This is a genomic window from Microvirga mediterraneensis (assembly GCF_013520865.1).
In the GTDB taxonomy this organism is placed as follows: domain Bacteria; phylum Pseudomonadota; class Alphaproteobacteria; order Rhizobiales; family Beijerinckiaceae; genus Microvirga; species Microvirga mediterraneensis.
The window spans coordinates 652,474-671,281 of the sequence record NZ_JACDXJ010000001.1 but is presented as its reverse complement, the minus strand read 5'-3'; the positions used below and the strand labels follow the sequence as shown (position 1 = coordinate 671,281).

Sequence of the window (18,808 nt, the reverse complement as noted above, 5' to 3'; positions counted from 1 at the left end):
CAAAACGAAAACCGCCACGACGGCCGTGAAAACGACGGCCGAATAAGCCTCGTCGTCCCCGGTCCTCTCTCCCGTCGGGGCGAGAGGCAGCACCCGAATAGGGTTTTCATACTTCCGGGGAGAGCGACAACAGGAGAAGATCAATGGGTTTCAAGATCGCGGTCGTCGGTGCGACCGGCAATGTGGGCCGCGAGATGCTGAGCATTCTCGCCGAGCGGGCCTTCCCGGCCGATGAGGTGGTGGCGCTGGCCTCCCGCCGCAGCCAGGGGTCGGAGGTTTCCTACGGCGACAAGACGCTCAAGACGAAAACCCTCGACACCTACGATTTCTCCGACGTCGATCTGTGCCTCATGTCCGCCGGCGGCGAGGTCTCCAAGGAATGGTCGCCCCGGATCGCCGCACAGGGCGCGGTCGTGATCGACAACTCCTCGGCCTGGCGCTACGACCCCGAGGTGCCGCTGGTGGTGCCGGAGGTGAATGCCGAGGCGCTGCGCGACATCAAGAAGGGCATCGTCGCCAACCCGAACTGCTCCACCGCCCAGCTTGTCGTGGCCCTGAAGCCGCTCCACGACCGCGCCACCATCAAGCGCGTGGTCGTCGCCACCTACCAGTCTGTTTCCGGCGCCGGCAAGGACGGCATGGACGAGCTCGACCGCCAGACCAAGGCGCTCTATTCCCTGCAGGACGTGCAGGAGAAGAAGTTCCCCAAGCGCATCGCCTTCAACCTGATCCCGCACATCGACGTGTTCATGGAGGACGGGTACACGAAGGAAGAGTGGAAGATGATGGCCGAGACCAAGAAGATTCTCGACCCCAAGATCAAGCTCACCGCCACCTGCGTGCGCGTCCCGGTCTTCATCAGCCACTCGGAAGCCGTCAACGTGGAGTTCGAGAACGCCATCACGGCCGACGAGGCGCGTGACATCCTGCGCTCGTCGCCCGGCATCATGGTGGTCGATAAGCGCGAGCCCGGCGGCTACATCACGCCCCACGAGGCGGCCGGCGAAGACGCCACCTACATCTCCCGCATCCGCGAGGACATCACGGTCGAGAACGGCCTGTCCTTCTGGTGCGTCTCCGACAACCTGCGCAAGGGCGCGGCGCTCAACGCCGTGCAGATCGCCGAGGCCATGGCCAATCGCGGCCTGCTGAAGGCGAAGAAGCAGGCGGCGTAAGCTCGGTTCAATCTCTTCGGAAAGGCCGCCTCCGGGCGGCCTTCTTGTTTTCGTTTGTTTCCGTATCCCGCAGGATGAAGCGAAAGCTTTACGAGCGAGCCTCTGAGATCGTGAGCTGCGCCGGCTCCTCGTGAGCCGCGATGAGCGGCGCGTCGATGATGCACAGGACGCCGCTTTCGGAAAAATCGATCTTGGCCTCTCCAGCGAGATGCCCTTGCGCCAGGCTGCGCTCGATGAGCCGCGTGCCGAAGCCTCGGCGGGAGGGCGGAGCGACGGGTGGTCCCCCGGTTTCCTCCCAGGTCAGCAGAAGGTGGGGCAACTCACGGGAACGGTCCACGTGCCAGCTGATTCGGACCTCGCCCGTCTCGTTCGACAAGGAACCGTATTTGACCGCGTTGGTCGCGAGTTCCTGGAGCACCATGGCGAGAGCCAGGGTCGTGTTGGGCGGGAGCCTGACGTCGTGCCCGTGATAGTGGATGCGGCTGTGACCGGTTGCCTGGAACGGTTGCATCGCGTGCCGGACCACCTCCTTGATCCACGCCCCGTCCCAGTTCTCGCGCGTGAGCACGTCATGGACGCGCGAGAGTGCGAACAGGCGGGCTTCGATCGCCTCCTGGGCGGCTTTCGTCGAGCCTGCCATGCGCAAGGTCTGCGAGGTGATCGACTGCACCGTCGCCAGGGTGTTCTTGACGCGATGGTTCAGTTCGTTGAGCAGTAGCCGCTGGTGCTCTTCGGAACGGACGCGCTCGGTCACGTCGCTGCCTTCTGCGAAGATGCCGGTGATCTGCCCATCGCCGTCGCGGATCGGCTGATAGACGAAATCGACAAAGCGCTCTTCAGGACCCTTCGAGGCATCGCGCTGCAGATAGACCGAAATGCCATGGCCGACGAAAGGCTCTCGCGTTCGATACACGTTGTCGAGGAGTTCGATGAAGCCTTGATCGGCCACCTCGGGCAAGGCTTCCACGAGCGGCTTGCCGATGATCTCGCGACGGCCGACCAGCTCGTAATAGGCCTCGTTGACGAGTTCCACCACGTGGTTGGATCCGCGATAGATGACCATGAATCCGGGTGCCTGGTGAAAGAGTTCGCGCAGGCGGTCCTTCTCCGCCATGATCCGCCGCTCGGCGAGCACCCGCTCGGTCGTCTCGACCACGATGGCGAGAACGCCGCCGGGCTTGCCGGTCTCGTCGATGACGGGACTGTAGTCCAGGTTCATCCAGACCTGTTCGGGGACGTTGTTGCGGTAGAGCGTGAGTTCCTGGTCCCGGTAGGAGAGCGTGCCGCCAGCCATCCCCACGCGCATCACATGAGCGTTGAAATCCGCCACTTCCGCCCAGCCCTCCAGGACCTTGGAGCCGAGGAGGCGGGGATGCCGTCCGCCGGCGAAGACCGTGTAGGCGTCGTTGTAGATCATGATCCCGTCCGGCCCCCACAGAAGGACCATGGGGATCGGCGAACGCAGCATGATGCTGATGGTGGTTCGCAGGCTCTGGGGCCATACATCCATGGATCCGATGGATGTGCCGGCCCAGTCGAATTTTTCCATCAGGGCCGACATTTCCCCGCCGCCCGCGAGGAAATCGGCCGGCGCCGTTCTCAGATTACCGTGCACGGGCGCCGATCCGGGAACTCCCAGAGGGATCCCGCAGGAAAAGGCCGAGAGAGTTCAGCAGCGCCGTTCGAAGGATCATCAACATCATACCATCCTGTCTTGGTAACGGCGCCAAACCAGGAATAGTTCTCAGGCCAGCCATGCCGCTCAGCATGGCATGGGAATATAGAGGTCCCGCGTGACCCGGCAATCGGTGGCCGCAGGAACGCCCTGTCGCCCCGCAGGGCTTCTATTCCCGGACCTCTTGCGCTCGGAATGCCGAGACGGGTCCCGGCGCACCCTCGACGGCCGGCTTGAACTCTCCCGTGTCCGGATCGCGCACGAGCAGAACCCCGGTCGCCACTCCGAAATAGGCGCCGTGGAGCTGGAGCTTGCCGCGCTCCACGAGGATCCGCACACAAGGGAACGTCATGAGATTCTGCAGGCTGTTCTCGATGGCGGCGAGTTCGAGACGGGGCAGGTAGCTGTCGAGATCGCCGCCATGCGGGCCCAGACGCTCGCCCGCGGGCTTGATCAGGTTCATCCAGCGGCCGATGAAATCGCCCGGTGACAGGGGGGCCGTGTCGTCGGCAAAGGCCCGGATGCCGCCGCAGCGGGCATGGCCGAGCACGACGATATGCTTCACGCGCAGCGCCTGCACGGCGAATTCGAGCGCCGCCGAGGTGCCGTGGTAATCGCCGCCCGTCTCGAACGGCGGCACCAGGTTCGCCACGTTGCGCACCACGAACAGCTCGCCGGGGCTCGCATCGAAGATCACCTCCGGGGAGACGCGGCTGTCGCAGCAGCCGATCACCATCACTTCCGGCGACTGGCCTTTCTCGGCCAGGGTCTCGAAGCGGTTCTTCTCGCGCGGAAAGCGATCGTCGAGGAACGCGCGGTAGCCATCGGTCAGACGTTGGGGAAACATGGGCGTCCTTCCTTTCAAGGATGGGTAATCTCGGCCAGTTTGGCGAGCTCGACATTGGCGCCGCAGAGAAGCACGCCGACGCGCTCGCCCGAGCGGGGTTTATAGGCGCCCGAAACGAGAGCCGCCAGTGCGGCCGCGCCGCCGGGCTCGGATGCGATGCGATAATCGCGCCACAGCATCCGTTGCGCATCGCGGATCGCTGCGTCCGTGACGAGCGCCACGTGATCCACCGTATCCCGGCAGATGGAATAGACCAGATCGCCGGTGTTCTTCGCGCCGAGCGAATCGGCCGCGACCGAATCCACGTCCACGTCGACGGGCCGTCCGGCTTCGAGCGAGGCATGGAGCGCGCGCGATCCTTCCGGCTCCACGCCCACCACCTTCACGCGCCCGGCCCACCAGCTCGCCACGCCGCTGATGAGACCGCCGCCGCCGACCGCCACGAGGACCGTGTCGAGGCCAGGCGCATCCTGCTCCCATTCGAGGGCGGCCGTGCCCTGGCCGATCATGGTGCTCTCGGCCCCGAAGGGATGGACGCGCAGGGCCCCGCTCTCCTCCACGTAGAGATCGCAGGCGGCTTGAGCATCCGCATAGCGCGCGCCGCCGATCACCACCTCGGCTCCGTGCGAGCGGATGACGGCGATCTTGGCCGGGCTCGAGATCTCCGGCACGAAGATGCGTGCCTTCACGCCCAGCTGCTTCGCCGCATAGGCCACGGCCGCCCCGTGATTGCCGCCGGACGCGGCCGCGACGCCCACTGCGGGGACGTCCTTGGACAGCAGGGTGTTGAAGGCGCCACGGGTCTTGAACGAGCCCGCGTGCTGCAGGAATTCGAGCTTCAGGCTCACCGACCCGTCATGGCCGAAGGCGTGTGCCATGTTCAGGACGGGCGTCCGGCGGATATGAGGGGCGATGCGGGCATGGGCCGCTTCGATCTCGGCGCGGGTGATGGGCATGGCTCAACCTTGTGGCTGCTCGCGGAGCGTCCAGATGGCGACCGGCAGGCCGTGCGCATCACGGCCGGGCGGATCGGGAAAAGACAGTCCTCCACCTCTCGCGAGATCCAGCGCCACGGTCAACCCCGCAAGCGCATCGAGCAGGTCGTCCTGGGCGGCGCCACGCGGCGGCGGCGCATCGATCAGGCTGCCGGGACAAAGCCCGGATCGCCTCAGCAGGTCGCTGCGAAGCGCCATGCCGGGCCCGTAGGGCGTCCCCTTCACCTTCTTAGGCCGGTCGAGCGCCCGTCCACCGTTCAGCGCCCAGAAGGCGAGTTCGGGATGGACCTCATGGACGCGGGAGACCAGATCAGGCCGGGCCCGCAGCAGCGCATCGATCTCGCGAATCTTCTGGAAGAGGGCAAAGCCTTGCCGCGACACCTTTCGCGGCGGATCGGAGGTGGCGGCGGCTACCCCGCAGGCCTCTCCGTAATCGGTTGTTTCCACGGCGCGGCGCGAGGGAATGGCGAAGACGGAGGATTGCCGCTCGCCGAGCAGGGGGCGAATCAGCCGCTCCGGCAGGCGGCCCGATCCTTCCGTCCGGTCCGGCAGGCCGACAGGCATGTCCACGGCGATGATTGCGGGCCGCTCCGGCGCATCGGCGATGGCCTCGAAGGTCGGTGCCGTCACGATTCGGTGGATGCCCGGATCGTCCACTCGCATCAGAACCGCGATCCACCCGGCTCGGCAGCCATCGATTCCCGCAACCCACATGGCTCGTCGCCTCCTCGGCCTCATCTGTAGAGCGTTGCTCCCGGACCGGGAATGCCCCTGTTCTTCCCAAGGCAGCGCCCCTAAAACCGATGGGCCGCAGGAGGAGCAAGCCATGATCCCGATTCGCCCGCGCCGCAGCGCCCTCTACATGCCCGGATCCAATGCCCGCGCCATCGAGAAGGCGAAGACGCTGGCAGCCGACGTGGTGATCTTCGACCTGGAGGACGCGGTCGCGCCCGACTTGAAGGCGCAGGCGCGCGAGCATGTCTGCGCGGCCGTTCAGGCCGGAGGTTATGGCCGGCGGGAAGTGGTGATTCGCATCAATGCCCTCGAGACGCCCTGGGGAGAGGCCGATCTCGCGGCCGCCGTCTCGGCCGCGCCCGACGCGATCCTCGTGCCGAAGGTGTCCTCGGCCGAAACGCTCGCGGCGGTGGGGCTGCGCCTGCGCAAGCTCGGCGCTGCGGAGCGCACCCGGATCTGGGCCATGATCGAGACGCCACTTGCCATTCTCCGGGCGGAATCCATCGCGAGCGCGGCGCACGACGTCGACACGCGCCTGTCCTGCTTCGTCATGGGCACCAACGATCTCGCCAAGGACGCCCGCAGCCGCCTGCTGCCCGGGCGCGCCGCGATGCTGCCCTGGCTGATGACGGCGCTCGCCGCCGCGCGGGCGCATGGCGTCGACATTCTCGACGGGGTCTACAACACCCTGTCCGATGAAAGCGGATTTCGCGCCGAATGCGAACAGGGCCGCGATTGCGGCTTCGACGGCAAGACCGTGATTCATCCGGACCAGATCGGCACAGCCAATGCGATCTTCGCGCCGTCGGAACATGAGATCGAGAGCGCGCGGACGATCGCCGCAGCCTTCGAGCAGCCGGAGAACAGGGCCAAGGGCGCCATCAGCCTCAACGGCCGCATGGTCGAGCGGCTTCATGCCGAGATGGCGAGGCGGACATTGGCGCTGGCGGATGCGATATCGAAGCAAACTACGTAAGTGTCGTCGCCTCCCCGGTGTCATTCCCGGCCGAAGCGCAGCGGAGGGGAATCCACGATCAGGCCCAACGCCATGGATCCCCTTCCCGGTCCTGCGGACCGCCGGAGATGACAGCGGAGCGCCTCGCTCAGTCCGCCAATTGCCGCGCCTCTTCCGGCAGCATGATCGGGATGCCGTCGCGGATCGGGTAGGCGAGCCTGGCGCGGCGGCTGATCAGCTCCTGGCGGGCGGCGTCGTATTCGAGGGTTTCCTTGGTGAGCGGGCAGACGAGAAGCTCCAGGAGCTTGGGATCGATCCGCGTCGCCTCCACGGGTTGGGACGTTTCGGGCTGAGAGGAATCCGGAACCATCGGGGTCTTCCTATTGCAGGGTCGAGTCGGTGCCGGCGCCGCCGCGGGCGAGCTCGATCTCGGTCAGGGCGATGAGCACCTCCGCCCGGCTCTTCAGGTCGGGGGCTTCGAGCAGCGCCTGTTTCTCACGCACGCCGAACGGGCTCATCATGCACAGGGCGTTCACGAGGGCCTCGTTGGGAGCTTCCTCGATGCCGCGCCAGTCGACCTTCACATGCACCGCGTTGACGAAGTCGCGCAGGGCCTTGACCACACCCGCCCGGTCCACGTCGTTCTCGCCGGAGCGGGCGGTGAAATCGCTGGCGAAAGGCTCGAACGTCACCCGGCACCGGCGGAACAGGTTCATCAGCGGCAGCTCCTCCTCGATGCGGAAACGCGCGATGCCGATGAGCGTGATGAGATACCGTCCGTCGCCGGTCTCGGCGAGCTGCGTGATGCGGCCGGCGCAGCCGACACGGTAGAGTTTCGGCACGCTCGCCTGCGGGTCGTTGTCCGCATCGGGCTGCACCATGCCGATGACGCGGTCGGTCTTCAGCGCCTCGTCGACCATCGCGAGGTAACGCGGCTCGAAGATGTTGAGCGGCATCTGCCCGCGCGGCAGGAGAAGGGCGCCGGGAAGCGGAAAGACGGGAATGACCGACGGGCAATCCTCCGGCCCTCGGTATACCGCGTTCATTCCCATCCCGATCTCCTAAAACCTGTCGGATCGCATCAAGAGAACAGGAGCGAGGAGAGCCTCCGCCGCCCTGCCAGCGTCATCGCGTCCATCGGGCCCCAGGCCTCGAAGAACTGGACGAGCTGCTTGCGTGCGCCGTCATCGTTCCAATTGCGGTCGCGGCGGACGATTTCAAGGAGGTGGTTGGCAGCTTCTTCGCGCCGCCCGAGGGCGTTCAGGCCCACGGCCAGATCGAAGCGGGCCTGATGGTCCATCGGGTCGGCCTCGACCTTGCGCTGGAGATCCGCGAGGTCGCCGAGGGAGCCTGCCTGCTCGGCGAGCTCGATGGCCGCCCGCGCGCCGGCCAGGGCCGGATCGTTGGCTTTCGCCGCCGGCGCCATCGCGAGAAAGCGCTTGGCGCCTTCCAGGTCGCTCACCTCCACATGCAGCTTCACGAGAGCGGCAAGCGCCGCGACGTTTTCCGGGTCCTGGGCCAGCACGGCGGAATAGAGCTCGGCCGCCCCGCCGATATCGCCCTCGGCCGCCAAACGGTCGGCCTCGCCCAGGATCTCCTCGGCCGCGCCGGGCCCGAGCGGTCCGACGAGACGCTCGATGAAGCTCTTGATCTGGCTCTCGGGCAGAGCGCCCATGAAGCCGTCCACCGGCTGGCCGCGCTGGAAGGCGAAGACGGCCGGGATCGACTGCACTCCGAGCTGGCCGGCGATCTGCGGATGCTCGTCGATATTCATCTTGACGAGCTTCACCTTGCCGCCTGCTGCCCGCACGGCCTTTTCGAGGATGGGGGTGAGCTGCTTGCAGGGGCCGCACCAGGGGGCCCAGAAATCGACCAGCACCGGCTGCTGCATGGACTCGGCCAGCACATCCTGGCGGAAATTCGCCGTGGTGGTGTCCTTCACGAGGTCGTCGGAGGAGGGAACAGGGGTATCGGACAACATGCGATCCTCGAAAGGTGAGAGTCGTGAACAGGGCCGCTCCTTACATGGGAGCTTAAGTCTCGTCTGGCAATTCCGCCGGCGGTTCCGGCAGGCGCAGGATCAGCGGATCGTGCCCCGTGGCCCGCAGGAAGGTCACCAGATCCTCCCGCGAGACTCCGGTGGTCATGGAATTGACCAGGGGGTGAAAGTTCACCCGCTCATGGTCCATGAGGTTGGCATCGAGCACCATCGTGACCTTGCCTTCCGTATCGTTCACGACCGCGAAGGCCGTGACCGAGCCGGGCTCGACACCCAAAAGGGCGCGCAGCTGCTCGGCCGAGCCGAAGGAGAGGCGGCCGGAGGCCCCGATGGCCTCATGGGTGCGCTTGAGGTCGATGGCCGTGTCGTGCTTGGCGGAAATCAGGAAGAAGCGGCCCTTCTTATCCTTCACGAACAGGTTCTTGGAATGGGCACCCGGGATCCGCTCCTTGACGGATGCCGATTCGGCCACCGTGAAGACGGGCTCGTGCTCCACCGTCTCGGCCGCGATGCCGAGCGAGGACAGGCGATCCAGGAGTTCCCGGGGAGAGAGATGGGCCAAGGCGATCCTCCAAACCTGCCGGGGTTCTAGCGACCCGATGAAGCAGGCTCAAGGGCTGCCGCGAAAAGATCGGCCTACCCCTCTTGCAATACGCCACGTTTTGGGGCACATCACGGGCCTCGCAACGATGCCACGGCATCGCGGAGCGCGGGTGTAGCTCAGGGGTAGAGCACAACCTTGCCAAGGTTGGGGTCGAGGGTTCGAATCCCTTCGCCCGCTCCAATTTCTCTCAGAAATGAGAGTGACACGAAGGCCCGCCGCAAGGCGGGCTTTTCGTTTTGGCGGTGGCGATGCCTTTGAACAAGGTTGCATCTCTTCGGGACGCGGCCCAAGATGGCGCTTCACCTTGCCTGTTCCTTCCGTCCCTTAAGCCTCATGCTTGCGATTCAAGACGTCTTTGCCGCCGGGTACCGCTCGCTCCGGCTCATCCGCTTTCCGGTTGAGCCGCTGTCCGTCTTCGTCGGCGCGAACGGGACGGGCAAGACGAACCTTTACCGCGCGTTGCAGCTCCTGCAATCGGCCGCCGCCGGCACGCTCACGCGGGATCTCGCAGCGGAAGGCGGGTTCGATTCGGTTTATTGGGCAGGCACGAGGAGCGCCAGGGACCCGGTACGCGTCAGGCTCGGCGTGAGCCTGAGGGGCGAAGGCGACGATTACGATCTGGAATATGGGGTCGAGACCGGATTGGTCGAGCTCCTGGGCGCGGGCTTCGCCCTTGAACCGCAGATCAAGGCGGAGACCCTCACCCATGAGGCACGAGGCCGTTCGAGAACCCTGCTCGAACGCCGCGGTCCCAGAGGGCATTGCCTCGACGAGGCCGGCATGAAGCGGCCGTTGGGTTCCGAGATCCTTCCCTCCGAAACGGCGCTCGGCTCGCTTCAGGATGCAGCAGCCTTCCCCGATCTGCATCTTGCCCGCAGGACGATGCTGGAGTGGCGGTTCTTCCATGGATTCCGCACGGACGCGGCCTCACCCCTGCGAAGGCCCGCCCTGGCCGTGACATCCCCGACTTTGGCCTCCGACGGCGCGAATCTCGCGGCGGTCTTCGCGACCTTGGCCCATATCCGCCAGGACACCATCGATCTCGATCAGGCCTTCGACGATGCCTTTCCCGGGGCGCGTCTCGTCATCCCTGAACCTGACCGCTTCGCCACTTTTGGCGTGATCTTTCCTGAATATCCGAAGCGCGTCTTCCAGGCCTCCGAATTGTCGGACGGCACGCTGCATTTCCTGGCGCTGGCGGGAGCTCTCCTATCTTATCGGCTCCCGCCCTTCATTGCCTTGAACGAGCCAGAGACGAGCCTGCATCCCGATCTGCTGGAGCCGCTCGCGCGCATGATCGTCGCGGCGTCGAAGCGCACACAGGTCTGGCTCGTGACGCATTCCGAACCTTTGGCCGATGCCATCTCACGCTATGGCGGAGTTCCTCCGCGGCGGGTGATCAAGCGGAAGGGCGAAACCTGGATCGAGGGACTCCGGCTCGGCGGCGACTTTGCGGATGAGGACGAGGAGCCCTGAGGGGCCATGCGTCTTCCGTCTCAATAGCGGTCGCGCAGCCCCTCTGATAACGATTGAACACGAGTGAAGCCTGATGCCGTTCTACTTCTGCCTTGGGGCGGGGATGCAGCATCCGACTTAACCTGGGAGAACACGATGGCTGATGCAAAGCACCTTGAAATCTTGAAGGACCTCGAGCGCAAGGTGCTCTGGCTCTCGACCTGGACGATCCACAACGCCAACCACCTGCGCGCCAACGCGGACGGGCTGAAGATCGGCGGGCATCAGGCGTCTTCCGCTTCCCTCTCGACGATTCTGACCGCCCTCTATTTTTCGGTGCTGAAGCCCGAGGACCGGGTGGCGGTGAAGCCCCATGCCAGCCCGATCTACCACGCGATCCAGTATCTCTTCGGCCGCCAGACCCGCGAGAAGCTGGAGAACTTCCGGGGCTACAAGGGCGCGCAATCCTATCCGTCCCGCACGAAGGACATCGACGACGTGGATTTCTCCACCGGTTCGGTGGGTTTGGGCGTCGCCCAGACGCTGTTCGCCAGCTTGGTGCAGGATTACGTGAAGGCCCATGGCTGGGCCGAGGACAAGCCCGAGGGCCGCATGATCTCGCTCGTGGGCGATGCCGAGATGGACGAGGGCAACATCTTCGAGGCCCTGCTGGAGGGCTGGAAGCACGGCATCCGTAACACGTGGTGGATCATCGACTACAACCGCCAGAGCCTCGACGCGGTGATTCGCGAGGGCCTGTGGGAGCGCTTCGAGGCCCTGTTCCGCAATTTCGGCTGGGACGTGGTGATCCTCAAGCACGGCTCCCTGATGCAGGAGGCGTTCAAGGAGCCCGGCGGCGACCGCCTGCGGGCCTGGATCGATTCCTGCCCCAACCAGCTCTACTCGGCCCTGACATACCAAGGCGGTGCAGCCTGGAGGAAGCGCCTTCTGGACGATCTCGGCGACCAGGGGCCGGTCACCCGCCTCATCGAGAATCGCTCGGGCGAGGAGCTGGCGCGGCTCATGTCCAATCTCGGCGGGCACGACCTGCCGAGCCTGCTCGACGCCTTCGAGAAAGCCCGGCAGCACGACCGACCGGTGTGCTTCCTGGCCTATACGATCAAGGGCTTTGGCCTGCCGCTCGCCGGTCACAAGGACAACCATTCCGGCATGCTGACACCCTCCCAGATGGAAGCCTGGCGCGCCACCCAGGGGGTCCGCCCGGGCCATGAATGGGACAAGTTCGAGGGACTCGAGGTTCCGCAGGCCGAGATCGAGCGTTTCCTGAGCGAGGTGCCGTTCATCCAGAAGGGCACGCGGCGCTACACCGCCCCGCAGGTGCCGGTCCCCGAGACGCTGACCTTCCCGGCCAATCCCGCCATGTCGACCCAGCAGGGCTTCGGGCTCATCCTCAACGAGCTCGCCCGCTCCGACCACGCGCTGGCGTCGCGCGTCGTCACCACGGCGCCGGACGTGACGGTCTCGACCAATCTCGGCGCCTGGGTGAACCGGCGCGGCCTGTTCGCCCGCGAAAGCCTGGTCGACACCTTCAAGAAGGAGCGGATTCCCTCGACCTACAATTGGGAATTCTCACCCAAGGGCCAGCATATCGAGCTCGGCATCGCCGAGATGAACCTGTTCATCGTGCTCTCGGCGCTCGGGCTGTCGCATTCGCTCTTCGGCGAGCGGATCCTGCCCATCGGCACCCTCTACGATCCCTTCATCTACCGCGGCGCCGATGCCCTGAACTACGCCTGCTATCAGGACGCCCGCTTCATGATCGTCGCCACGCCGTCCGGCGTGACGCTGGCGCCGGAGGGCGGGGCGCATCAATCCATCGGCACGCCGCTGGTGGGCATGGCGCAGGACGGGCTCGCCTCCTTCGAGCCGGCCTTCGTCGACGAGCTGGCCGTGATCATGCGCTGGGCCTTCGACTACATGCAGCGCGACGGCGAGGGGGAGCCGAACGAGACGACCTGGCTGCGCGACGAGACCGGCGGCTCGGTTTACTTGCGTCTGTCGACCCGCAGCCTCGAGCAGCCGCAGCGCGCGATGACGGCCGAGCTGGCCGAAGACGTCATGGCCGGGGCCTATTGGCTCAGGAAGCCCGGGCCGAACGCCCAGGTGGTGGTCGCCTATACGGGGGCGGTCGCGCCGGAGGCCATCGAGGCCGTGGGGCTCATGGCCGAGGACCGGCGCGATATCGGCCTGCTCGCGATTACCTCCGCCGACCGGCTCAATGCCGGCTGGACGGCCGCGCAGCGCGCCCGCGAGCGCGGGCTCGTCCATGCGAGGTCCCATGTGGAGCGCCTGCTCGCCGACGTGCCGCCTCATTGCGGGCTGGTGACGGTAATCGACGGGCATCCGGCCACGCTCGCCTGGATGGGCTCGGTCATGGGCCACCGCACGCGCTCGCTCGGTGTCGAGCATTTCGGCCAGACCGGCACGATCAGGGACCTCTACCGTCATTTCGGCATCGACGCCCAGGGCATCATCGCGGCCGCCGAAATGATCGCCCCTGGCCGGCCGATTCGGCACCTCAAGGCCGTGTGAAACGAGGCGGTCGGAAGTCCTGACCGCTGCTCACCCCTGCCCGGCCCGCAACGCCACCGTCGCGACGCCGGCCCCGATCAGGAGGCTGCCGCCGGTCCGGTTGATCACCCGCATGGTCCGGGGGCTCTGCACGACGCTGCGCGCCCGCGACGCGATGAGCGCGTAGGTGATCACGTTCGCGAAGGCGAGGATCAGGAAGGTCGCGGCGAAAACGACGACCTGGGGCAGAAGCGCGAGTTTCGGATCGATGAACTGCGGCAGGAAGGCGATGAAGAAGGTCAGGCTCTTCGGGTTGAGCGCCGTGACGAGCCAGGCATGACCCAGCATCTTGAGCGCTGATGTCGCATCGGTACGCGGCTTGGCGTCGAGCGCTCCGCCGGCCCGCCAGAGCTTGATTCCGAGCCACACGAGATAGGCGGCGCCTGCCCATTTGAGGGCCGTGAACAGGGTGGCCGAGGCGGCCAGCAGCGCGCCGAGGCCGAGGAGCGACAGGGTCATGGCGGTGAAATCGCCCAGGGCGACTCCGACCGCCATAGGCAGGGCGGGGCGCCAGCCCTGCCCGAGGGCATAGGACACGACCAGCAGGATGGTCGGCCCGGGAATGACGAGCAGCACGGCGGAGGCGGCCGTGAAGGCGAGCCAGGTCTCGAATGTCATGACGGAATCCAGTGCGACGATTGCGTCATGCAGCCACGGATCGGCGGCCCTGTCGAGAGGGAGGAGCAGCCTTTAGCCGCGCGCGACAGGGCCGCGCCCGCCGATGGCCAGACCGCGAGGAATTTGCCGCCCAGGGCCTTTGCGTGCTAACCGCGAGCCGTCCGATAGAAGAAACTTCCTTAAGGCAGAGCATGGCCCGCAAGAGCCTCCTTCGGGGCGACACCCTTCCCTTGATCAGCCGCCTGTGGCGCGACTGGATGCGTCCGCACGCGAAGACCCTCACCCTGGTTCTCCTGCTGGTGGCCCTGGTGTCGATCGCTACGGGATTCTACCCGGTTCTGATCAAGGCGGCCTTCGACGCCTTCGAAACCAAGGATGCGCAGGCCATCCTGCTGGCGCCGCTCTTCGTGATCGCCGTCACGTCCGTGAAGGGTTTCTCGCTGCTCGCCCTGACGATCCTCACCAACAAGGTGGTGACGCGGATCGAGGCCGACATGCAGACGGCGCTCTACGGCCATCTTATCGAGGCCGATCTCGCTCAGATCGGGCGCGAGAGCCCGGCGGCCCTGACCCAGCGATTCACCACGGATTTCGCCTTCATCCGGGAGGCGCTCACCCGTCTCTCGACGGTTTTCCTGCGCGAGGTCACGACGATCATCGCGCTCGTTGCCGCAATGCTCTGGATCGACCCGGTCCTGACCCTGGTGGCGGCCGTCATCGCACCCTTCTTCGCCTATCCGGTGAACCAGATCGGCCGCAAGCTGCGCCGGGTCGCCGTCACGACCCAGGAACAGACGGGCATGATGGCGAGCCTCATCACCGAGAGTCTGGCCGGGACGCGAATCGCCAAGACCTATGGGCTCGAGCGCTATCTCAAGGCCAAGGCCGCCCGCACCTTCGACGACGTGCGCGACCTCAAGATGAAGGCGGCCAATGCCCGCGGGCGGATGGATCCCATCCTCGAGACCGGCGGCGGCGTCGCCGTCGCTCTCGTGCTCATGCTGATCGGCCACCGGATCATGTCCGGCGACAGCACGGTCGGCGATTTCACCGGCTTCGTCAGCGCCCTCGTCATGGCCGCGCAGCCGATTCGGGCGCTCGGCAACCTGAACGCCATCGTACAGGAGGCGGCGGCGGCGCTCCACCGGACCTTCACTGTGATGGACGAGACGCCCCGAATCCAGGACAGGCCCGGAGCCAGGCCGCTTGTGCTCGAAGGCGGCGAGATCCGCTTCTCGAACCTTACCTTCTCCTACGACGGCGAGGCGGTGGCGCTCGACCACGTCGACCTTGTGGCCGAGGCCGGACAGACCACCGCCCTGGTGGGCCGCTCCGGCTCGGGCAAATCGACCCTCCTGTCCCTCGTGCCGCGCCTCTACGACGTCAACCAGGGCGCCGTCCTGATCGATGGGCAGGACGTGCGGGACGTGACCCTGGCCAGCCTGCGCCGTGCCGTCGCGGTGGTGAGCCAGGACGTGATTCTCTTCGACGATACGATCCGGGCCAACATCGCCTTCGGGCGGCCGGATGCGACCGAGGAGGAGATCGTTGCCGCCGCCAAGGCGGCCGCGGCCCACGAATTCATCCTCAAGCAGCCGGACGGATACGATCCCTCGGTCGGCCCCGGCGGCGGGCGCCTGTCAGGCGGCGAGCGCCAGCGCATCTCGCTCGCCCGCGCGTTCCTGAAGGACGCTCCGATTCTGCTGCTCGACGAGGCGACGAGCGCCCTCGATTCCGAATCGGAGCGCCTGGTCCAGGACGCCATCCGGCGCCTCATGAAGGGCCGCACCACCCTGGTCATCGCCCACCGCCTCTCGACCGTGCGCAACGCGGAGAAGATCGTCGTGATGGAAAGCGGACGCATCGCCGAAACCGGCTCGCACGAGGCCCTGATCGCCAGGAAGGGCGCCTATGCCCGCCTCCACCGCCTGCAGCTCTCCGACGACGAGGAGCCCAGTCTGGCGGTGTCGTAGGACCTGCCCACGCCACGTCATAGCCGCCCTCGTGCCGGCTATCCCGATTGTGTGAAAGGCTGCGCTTTTCCGATCGAGATCACCGGGACGGGCCCGGTGATGGCGGGGGGAGTTCCACGAGATCGCGGCGCCTGACCTTCGGGCGCTTATTCCCGGCGCATGATCCTGTCGACGAGGAGGCTCGACCAGAAGCTCGGGCGGAAGTTCCGCTCCAGGGTCTCGGCGTCGTATTGCGTTTCGATCCAGGTCAGGAACGGAATGCCCTTCGCCTCGCCCTCGCGGCGATAGAGATCGAAGAATTCGTCGAGAATGCCCGTCTTCGAGAAGCGGAAATGGCCGAAGCGCATGGAGAGCTGGCGCTGGGCCTCGTCGATGGACTTGCCCTCGTAGACGACGAGGTAGAGGGCGGCGACGAAGCCCGCCCGGTCGGCGCCCGATTTGCAGTGCAGGACGGCCGGGTACTCGATCCTGTCGAAGAATTCCTTGGCGGACAGCAGGGTTTCCCGGTCCGGCGCCCCACGGGAGCGGACGACGAACTCTTCCAGATGGATGCCGAGCCGCTCGCAGGCCTCCTTCTGGAGCTGCCAGGAGCCGTGCTCGCGGCCGCCGCGCAGGTTGATGATCGTGCGCACGCCCTCCGCCTTGAGGGCGGCAATCTGATGCGGGGCGGGCTGGGCCGAGCGCCACAGGCGGTCGGTCACCCGGTGCTTGTTGAGGTAGAGGAGGCGGAAAACCCCGTGATCGGCGACGAGCATATGGGCCCAGGCGCGCAGGCGCCCGGCCAGGCCCTCGACGGGCCGGTCCCAGCGCGCGATGCGGGCCATGCGGCGGGCATAGCGGATTTCAGGCTTGAGGAACCGGTTGAACACGTCGATCCAAGCAATCTGTCGTCAATGTAAGATCATTCGGGTTGCGTCCGAAGGCGGCCCTTATCGGCGATGAGGGCCGAATAATCAATCGCATGGCCCTTAAGTAGTTGCCGCAGGCGGAAAGGAAGCCTCCGGCTCGGGCCGGAGGTCGAGGAATGCAACCAATCGGTTGCCGGTCTGCGGCCGGTCGTGTAAGGGGTGCGTTTCGAAACAACCCTCCTTGACGAAAAGAGCGGCTGGACACCGGGCTAAGAGAAGCTTGCCGGCGCTGGATCGTTGAGACCAACAAGCAGTTCAGGAGAGCGGCGTCATGTCGTCCACCTTCGAGACCGTCGCCGGCATCATTTCAGAGACCGCCGATATCCCGCGCGAGCAGATTACCCCCGAGAGCCACGCCATCGAGGACCTCGGCATCGACTCCCTCGCCTTCCTCGACATCGCCTTCGCCATCGACAAGGCCTTCGGGATCAAGCTGCCGCTGGAGCAGTGGACGCAGGAAGTGAACGAGGGCAAGGCTCCGGCCGAGGAATACTTCGTCCTGAAGAACCTCGTGGCGCGCATCGACGCCCTCGTGGCCGCCAAGCAGGCGTAAAACGCCTGAAAGACAAGCAAGCCATCCCGGCGGGCCGGCCTGAGGGCCGGCTCGAAGAGGCGATCCATCAGCGGCTCTGCCTCATGGATTCCTTTCCTGTTTCACCCGCCGGGAGCGACATGGTACGGGATCGGGATGCGCCTCGAATATTTTGAAATGATCGACCGGGTAACGGGCCTCGACCGCGAGACGAAGCGGATCGAGGTGACCTCCACGGTCCCTATGGAAAGCCCCGTCTTCGAAGGGCATTTTCCCGGCCATCCGCTCGTGCCCGGCGTGCTCCTGACCGAGACCATGGCCCAGGCCTCCGGTTATCTCGTGCTCGGCCTCATGGGCTTCACCCACATGCCGTTCCTCATGGCCGTCGACAAGGCCCGCTTTCGCACCTTCGTCGGACCGGGTACGGTGCTGACGATCCAGGCCCAGCTGGAGCATGAGGGTTCGGGCTATGCCGTGACCAAGGCCAAGATCCTGGCCGAGGGCAAGCCGATCTGCGATGCGGAGCTGCGGTTCAGGATCATGCCTTTCCCCGAGGGCATGGACGGCCAGATGCGCGCCCAGGCGCGCCGCATCGGCCTTCTGGAGGAGACGGTCTGATGCGGGATGTGGTCATCACGGGAATAGGCCTCGTGTCCAGCGCCGGAGAGGGCCTGGAGGCGCATCTGGCGGCGCTCGCGGCCGGCGGCGCCCCGAACACGAATGTCGAGACCTTCGAGCCCTTTCCGGTCCATCCGGTCGTGGCCCTGGAATGGGACCGGCAGATCCCGAAGAAATCCGACCAGCGGCAGATGGAGGCCTGGCAGAGGCTCGGCTGTTACGCGGCGGGCCTCGCCCTGGACGCGGCCGGCGCGAAGGACGACGCGGCCCTGAAGGGCCGGATGCAGCTCATCGTCTCCGCCGGCGGCGGCGAGCGGGATTACGCGGTCGACGGGCAGATCCTCACGGGACTGCGGCAGGCTCAAGATCCGGGCGTCTTCCTCAACGAGCGCCTGATGGGCGACCTGCGCCCAACCCTGTTCCTGGCCCAGCTGTCCAACCTCCTGGCCGGCAACATTTCCATCGTCCACGGCGTGACGGGCGCCTCGCGCACCTTCATGGGCGAGGAATCGAGCGGCGTCGACGCGCTGCGTATCGCCCGAGAGCGGATCGCCTCGGGACAGGACGACATCTTCCTCGTCGGCGGCGCCTACAATGCCGAGCGGGCCGATGTGCTCCTGATCTACGAGATGGGCGGCTTCCTCTGGAAGAAGCCCTACGCGTCCGTCTGGGAGCGTCCCGCCGAAGGCGGCGGCATGATCCTCGGTTCCGGAGCCTGCTTCCTGGTGCTCGAATCCCGCGAGCATGCGGAAGCGCGCGGCGCCAGGCCGCTCGCAGCCGTGGCGGGCGTGGCGTCCGACCGGTCCCGCCGCCGGGCGGGCAGCGTCGAGTCGGCGCTCCACGCCCTGTCGACGCAGCTCGGAGCCAAACCCGACGTGGTCCTGTCCGGCGCCACCGGCATCAAGGGCATCACGGAAGAAGAGCAGGCGGCCCTGAAGGACATCGCGCCCGGCGCGGCCGTTCAGGCCACCGGCGCCCTCGTCGGCCACACCATCGAGGCGCAGGCTCCCACCGGGGTGGCGCTCGCCGCCGGGCTGATCGCGGAGGGCAAGGCCGGCGAGGCTCTCGTGACCTCCGTCGGCCATTGGCGCGGCGAAGGCGCCGTCCGGCTCACCAAGGCTTGAGGA

Annotated in this window: 18 protein-coding genes and 1 tRNA gene; 9 read left to right on the top strand and 10 right to left on the bottom strand. The window is 66.3% G+C overall.

Features of this window, described 5'->3' with window-relative positions; translation table 11 throughout:
- Positions 1–143 precede the first annotated feature (143 nt).
- Complete coding sequence (locus tag H0S73_RS03095; protein ID WP_181050781.1) at positions 144–1,175, top strand: aspartate-semialdehyde dehydrogenase; 1,032 nt, start codon at positions 144–146, stop codon at positions 1,173–1,175.
- 88 nt (positions 1,176–1,263) lie between these two features.
- Here the strand turns inward: H0S73_RS03095 and H0S73_RS03090 are convergent, their stop codons facing one another.
- From H0S73_RS03090 to H0S73_RS03075, 4 genes are all read right to left on the bottom strand, one after another.
- Complete coding sequence (locus H0S73_RS03090; RefSeq protein ID WP_181050780.1) at positions 1,264–2,790, bottom strand: HWE histidine kinase domain-containing protein; 1,527 nt, start codon at positions 2,788–2,790, stop codon at positions 1,264–1,266.
- 229 nt (positions 2,791–3,019) lie between these two features.
- Entirely contained in the window at positions 3,020–3,697 is a 678-nt protein-coding gene (locus H0S73_RS03085) for a carbonic anhydrase (protein ID WP_181050779.1), read from the bottom strand.
- 14 nt (positions 3,698–3,711) lie between these two features.
- On the bottom strand, positions 3,712–4,653 hold the full coding sequence (locus H0S73_RS03080; protein WP_181050778.1) for a threonine/serine dehydratase: 942 nt from the start codon (positions 4,651–4,653) through the stop codon (positions 3,712–3,714).
- Positions 4,654–4,656: 3 nt separating this feature from the next.
- Positions 4,657–5,406 (bottom strand): DUF429 domain-containing protein, encoded by a 750-nt coding sequence (locus H0S73_RS03075; RefSeq protein WP_181050777.1) that lies wholly within the window; start codon positions 5,404–5,406, stop codon positions 4,657–4,659.
- A gap of 112 nt (positions 5,407–5,518) precedes the next feature.
- On the opposite strand from H0S73_RS03075, the gene H0S73_RS03070 reads away from it, so the two are divergent.
- Positions 5,519–6,403 (top strand): HpcH/HpaI aldolase/citrate lyase family protein, encoded by an 885-nt coding sequence (locus H0S73_RS03070; RefSeq protein WP_181050776.1) that lies wholly within the window; start codon positions 5,519–5,521, stop codon positions 6,401–6,403.
- 127 nt (positions 6,404–6,530) lie between these two features.
- On the opposite strand, the gene H0S73_RS03065 is transcribed toward H0S73_RS03070, so the two are convergent.
- Genes H0S73_RS03065 through H0S73_RS03050 form a run of 4 tightly spaced genes read right to left on the bottom strand, consistent with a single transcriptional unit; the run spans position 6,531 to position 8,943 of the window.
- Entirely contained in the window at positions 6,531–6,752 is a 222-nt protein-coding gene (locus H0S73_RS03065) for a Trm112 family protein (RefSeq protein WP_181050775.1), read from the bottom strand.
- A gap of 10 nt (positions 6,753–6,762) precedes the next feature.
- Complete coding sequence (locus tag H0S73_RS03060) at positions 6,763–7,434, bottom strand: LON peptidase substrate-binding domain-containing protein (protein WP_181050774.1); 672 nt, start codon at positions 7,432–7,434, stop codon at positions 6,763–6,765.
- 29 nt (positions 7,435–7,463) lie between these two features.
- The gene (gene trxA / locus H0S73_RS03055) at positions 7,464–8,363 is read right to left on the bottom strand and encodes a thioredoxin (protein ID WP_181050773.1); all 900 of its coding nucleotides are present in this window, start codon (positions 8,361–8,363) and stop codon (positions 7,464–7,466) included.
- Between the two features lie 52 nt (positions 8,364–8,415).
- Positions 8,416–8,943: a prolyl-tRNA synthetase associated domain-containing protein gene (locus H0S73_RS03050; RefSeq protein ID WP_181050772.1), complete on the bottom strand. Its 528-nt coding sequence runs from the start codon at positions 8,941–8,943 to the stop codon at positions 8,416–8,418.
- 147 nt (positions 8,944–9,090) lie between these two features.
- Between H0S73_RS03050 and H0S73_RS03045 the strand changes: the two genes are divergently transcribed.
- The 3 genes from H0S73_RS03045 to H0S73_RS03035 all read left to right on the top strand — a co-directional run bounded on the left by H0S73_RS03045 (position 9,091) and on the right by H0S73_RS03035 (position 12,993).
- Positions 9,091–9,165 (top strand) — tRNA-Gly (locus tag H0S73_RS03045).
- A gap of 153 nt (positions 9,166–9,318) precedes the next feature.
- The gene (locus H0S73_RS03040) at positions 9,319–10,461 is read left to right on the top strand and encodes an AAA family ATPase (protein ID WP_181050771.1); all 1,143 of its coding nucleotides are present in this window, start codon (positions 9,319–9,321) and stop codon (positions 10,459–10,461) included.
- A gap of 135 nt (positions 10,462–10,596) precedes the next feature.
- On the top strand, positions 10,597–12,993 hold the full coding sequence (locus tag H0S73_RS03035) for a transketolase-like TK C-terminal-containing protein (RefSeq protein WP_181050770.1): 2,397 nt from the start codon (positions 10,597–10,599) through the stop codon (positions 12,991–12,993).
- Positions 12,994–13,023: 30 nt separating this feature from the next.
- Here the strand turns inward: H0S73_RS03035 and H0S73_RS03030 are convergent, their stop codons facing one another.
- Positions 13,024–13,650: a LysE family translocator gene (locus H0S73_RS03030; RefSeq protein WP_181050769.1), complete on the bottom strand. Its 627-nt coding sequence runs from the start codon at positions 13,648–13,650 to the stop codon at positions 13,024–13,026.
- 191 nt (positions 13,651–13,841) lie between these two features.
- Here H0S73_RS03030 and H0S73_RS03025 point away from each other — a divergent pair, with 191 nt between their 5' ends.
- Positions 13,842–15,623 (top strand): ABC transporter ATP-binding protein, encoded by a 1,782-nt coding sequence (locus tag H0S73_RS03025; RefSeq protein ID WP_181050768.1) that lies wholly within the window; start codon positions 13,842–13,844, stop codon positions 15,621–15,623.
- 146 nt (positions 15,624–15,769) lie between these two features.
- Here the strand turns inward: H0S73_RS03025 and H0S73_RS03020 are convergent, their stop codons facing one another.
- On the bottom strand, positions 15,770–16,492 hold the full coding sequence (locus H0S73_RS03020) for a fused DSP-PTPase phosphatase/NAD kinase-like protein (protein WP_181050767.1): 723 nt from the start codon (positions 16,490–16,492) through the stop codon (positions 15,770–15,772).
- A gap of 310 nt (positions 16,493–16,802) precedes the next feature.
- Here H0S73_RS03020 and H0S73_RS03015 point away from each other — a divergent pair, with 310 nt between their 5' ends.
- The 3 genes from H0S73_RS03015 (at position 16,803) to H0S73_RS03005 (ending at position 18,805) form a co-directional block, all read left to right on the top strand.
- Positions 16,803–17,084, top strand: coding sequence for an acyl carrier protein (locus H0S73_RS03015; protein ID WP_009490841.1), 282 nt, complete (start codon positions 16,803–16,805; stop codon positions 17,082–17,084).
- A 135-nt stretch (positions 17,085–17,219) separates the two neighbouring features.
- On the top strand, positions 17,220–17,681 hold the full coding sequence (locus H0S73_RS03010; protein WP_181050766.1) for a 3-hydroxyacyl-ACP dehydratase FabZ family protein: 462 nt from the start codon (positions 17,220–17,222) through the stop codon (positions 17,679–17,681).
- Positions 17,681–18,805 (top strand): beta-ketoacyl-ACP synthase, encoded by a 1,125-nt coding sequence (locus H0S73_RS03005; protein WP_181050765.1) that lies wholly within the window; start codon positions 17,681–17,683, stop codon positions 18,803–18,805. The genes H0S73_RS03010 and H0S73_RS03005 overlap by 1 nt, the downstream gene beginning before the upstream one ends.
- Positions 18,806–18,808: the final 3 nt, after the last annotated feature.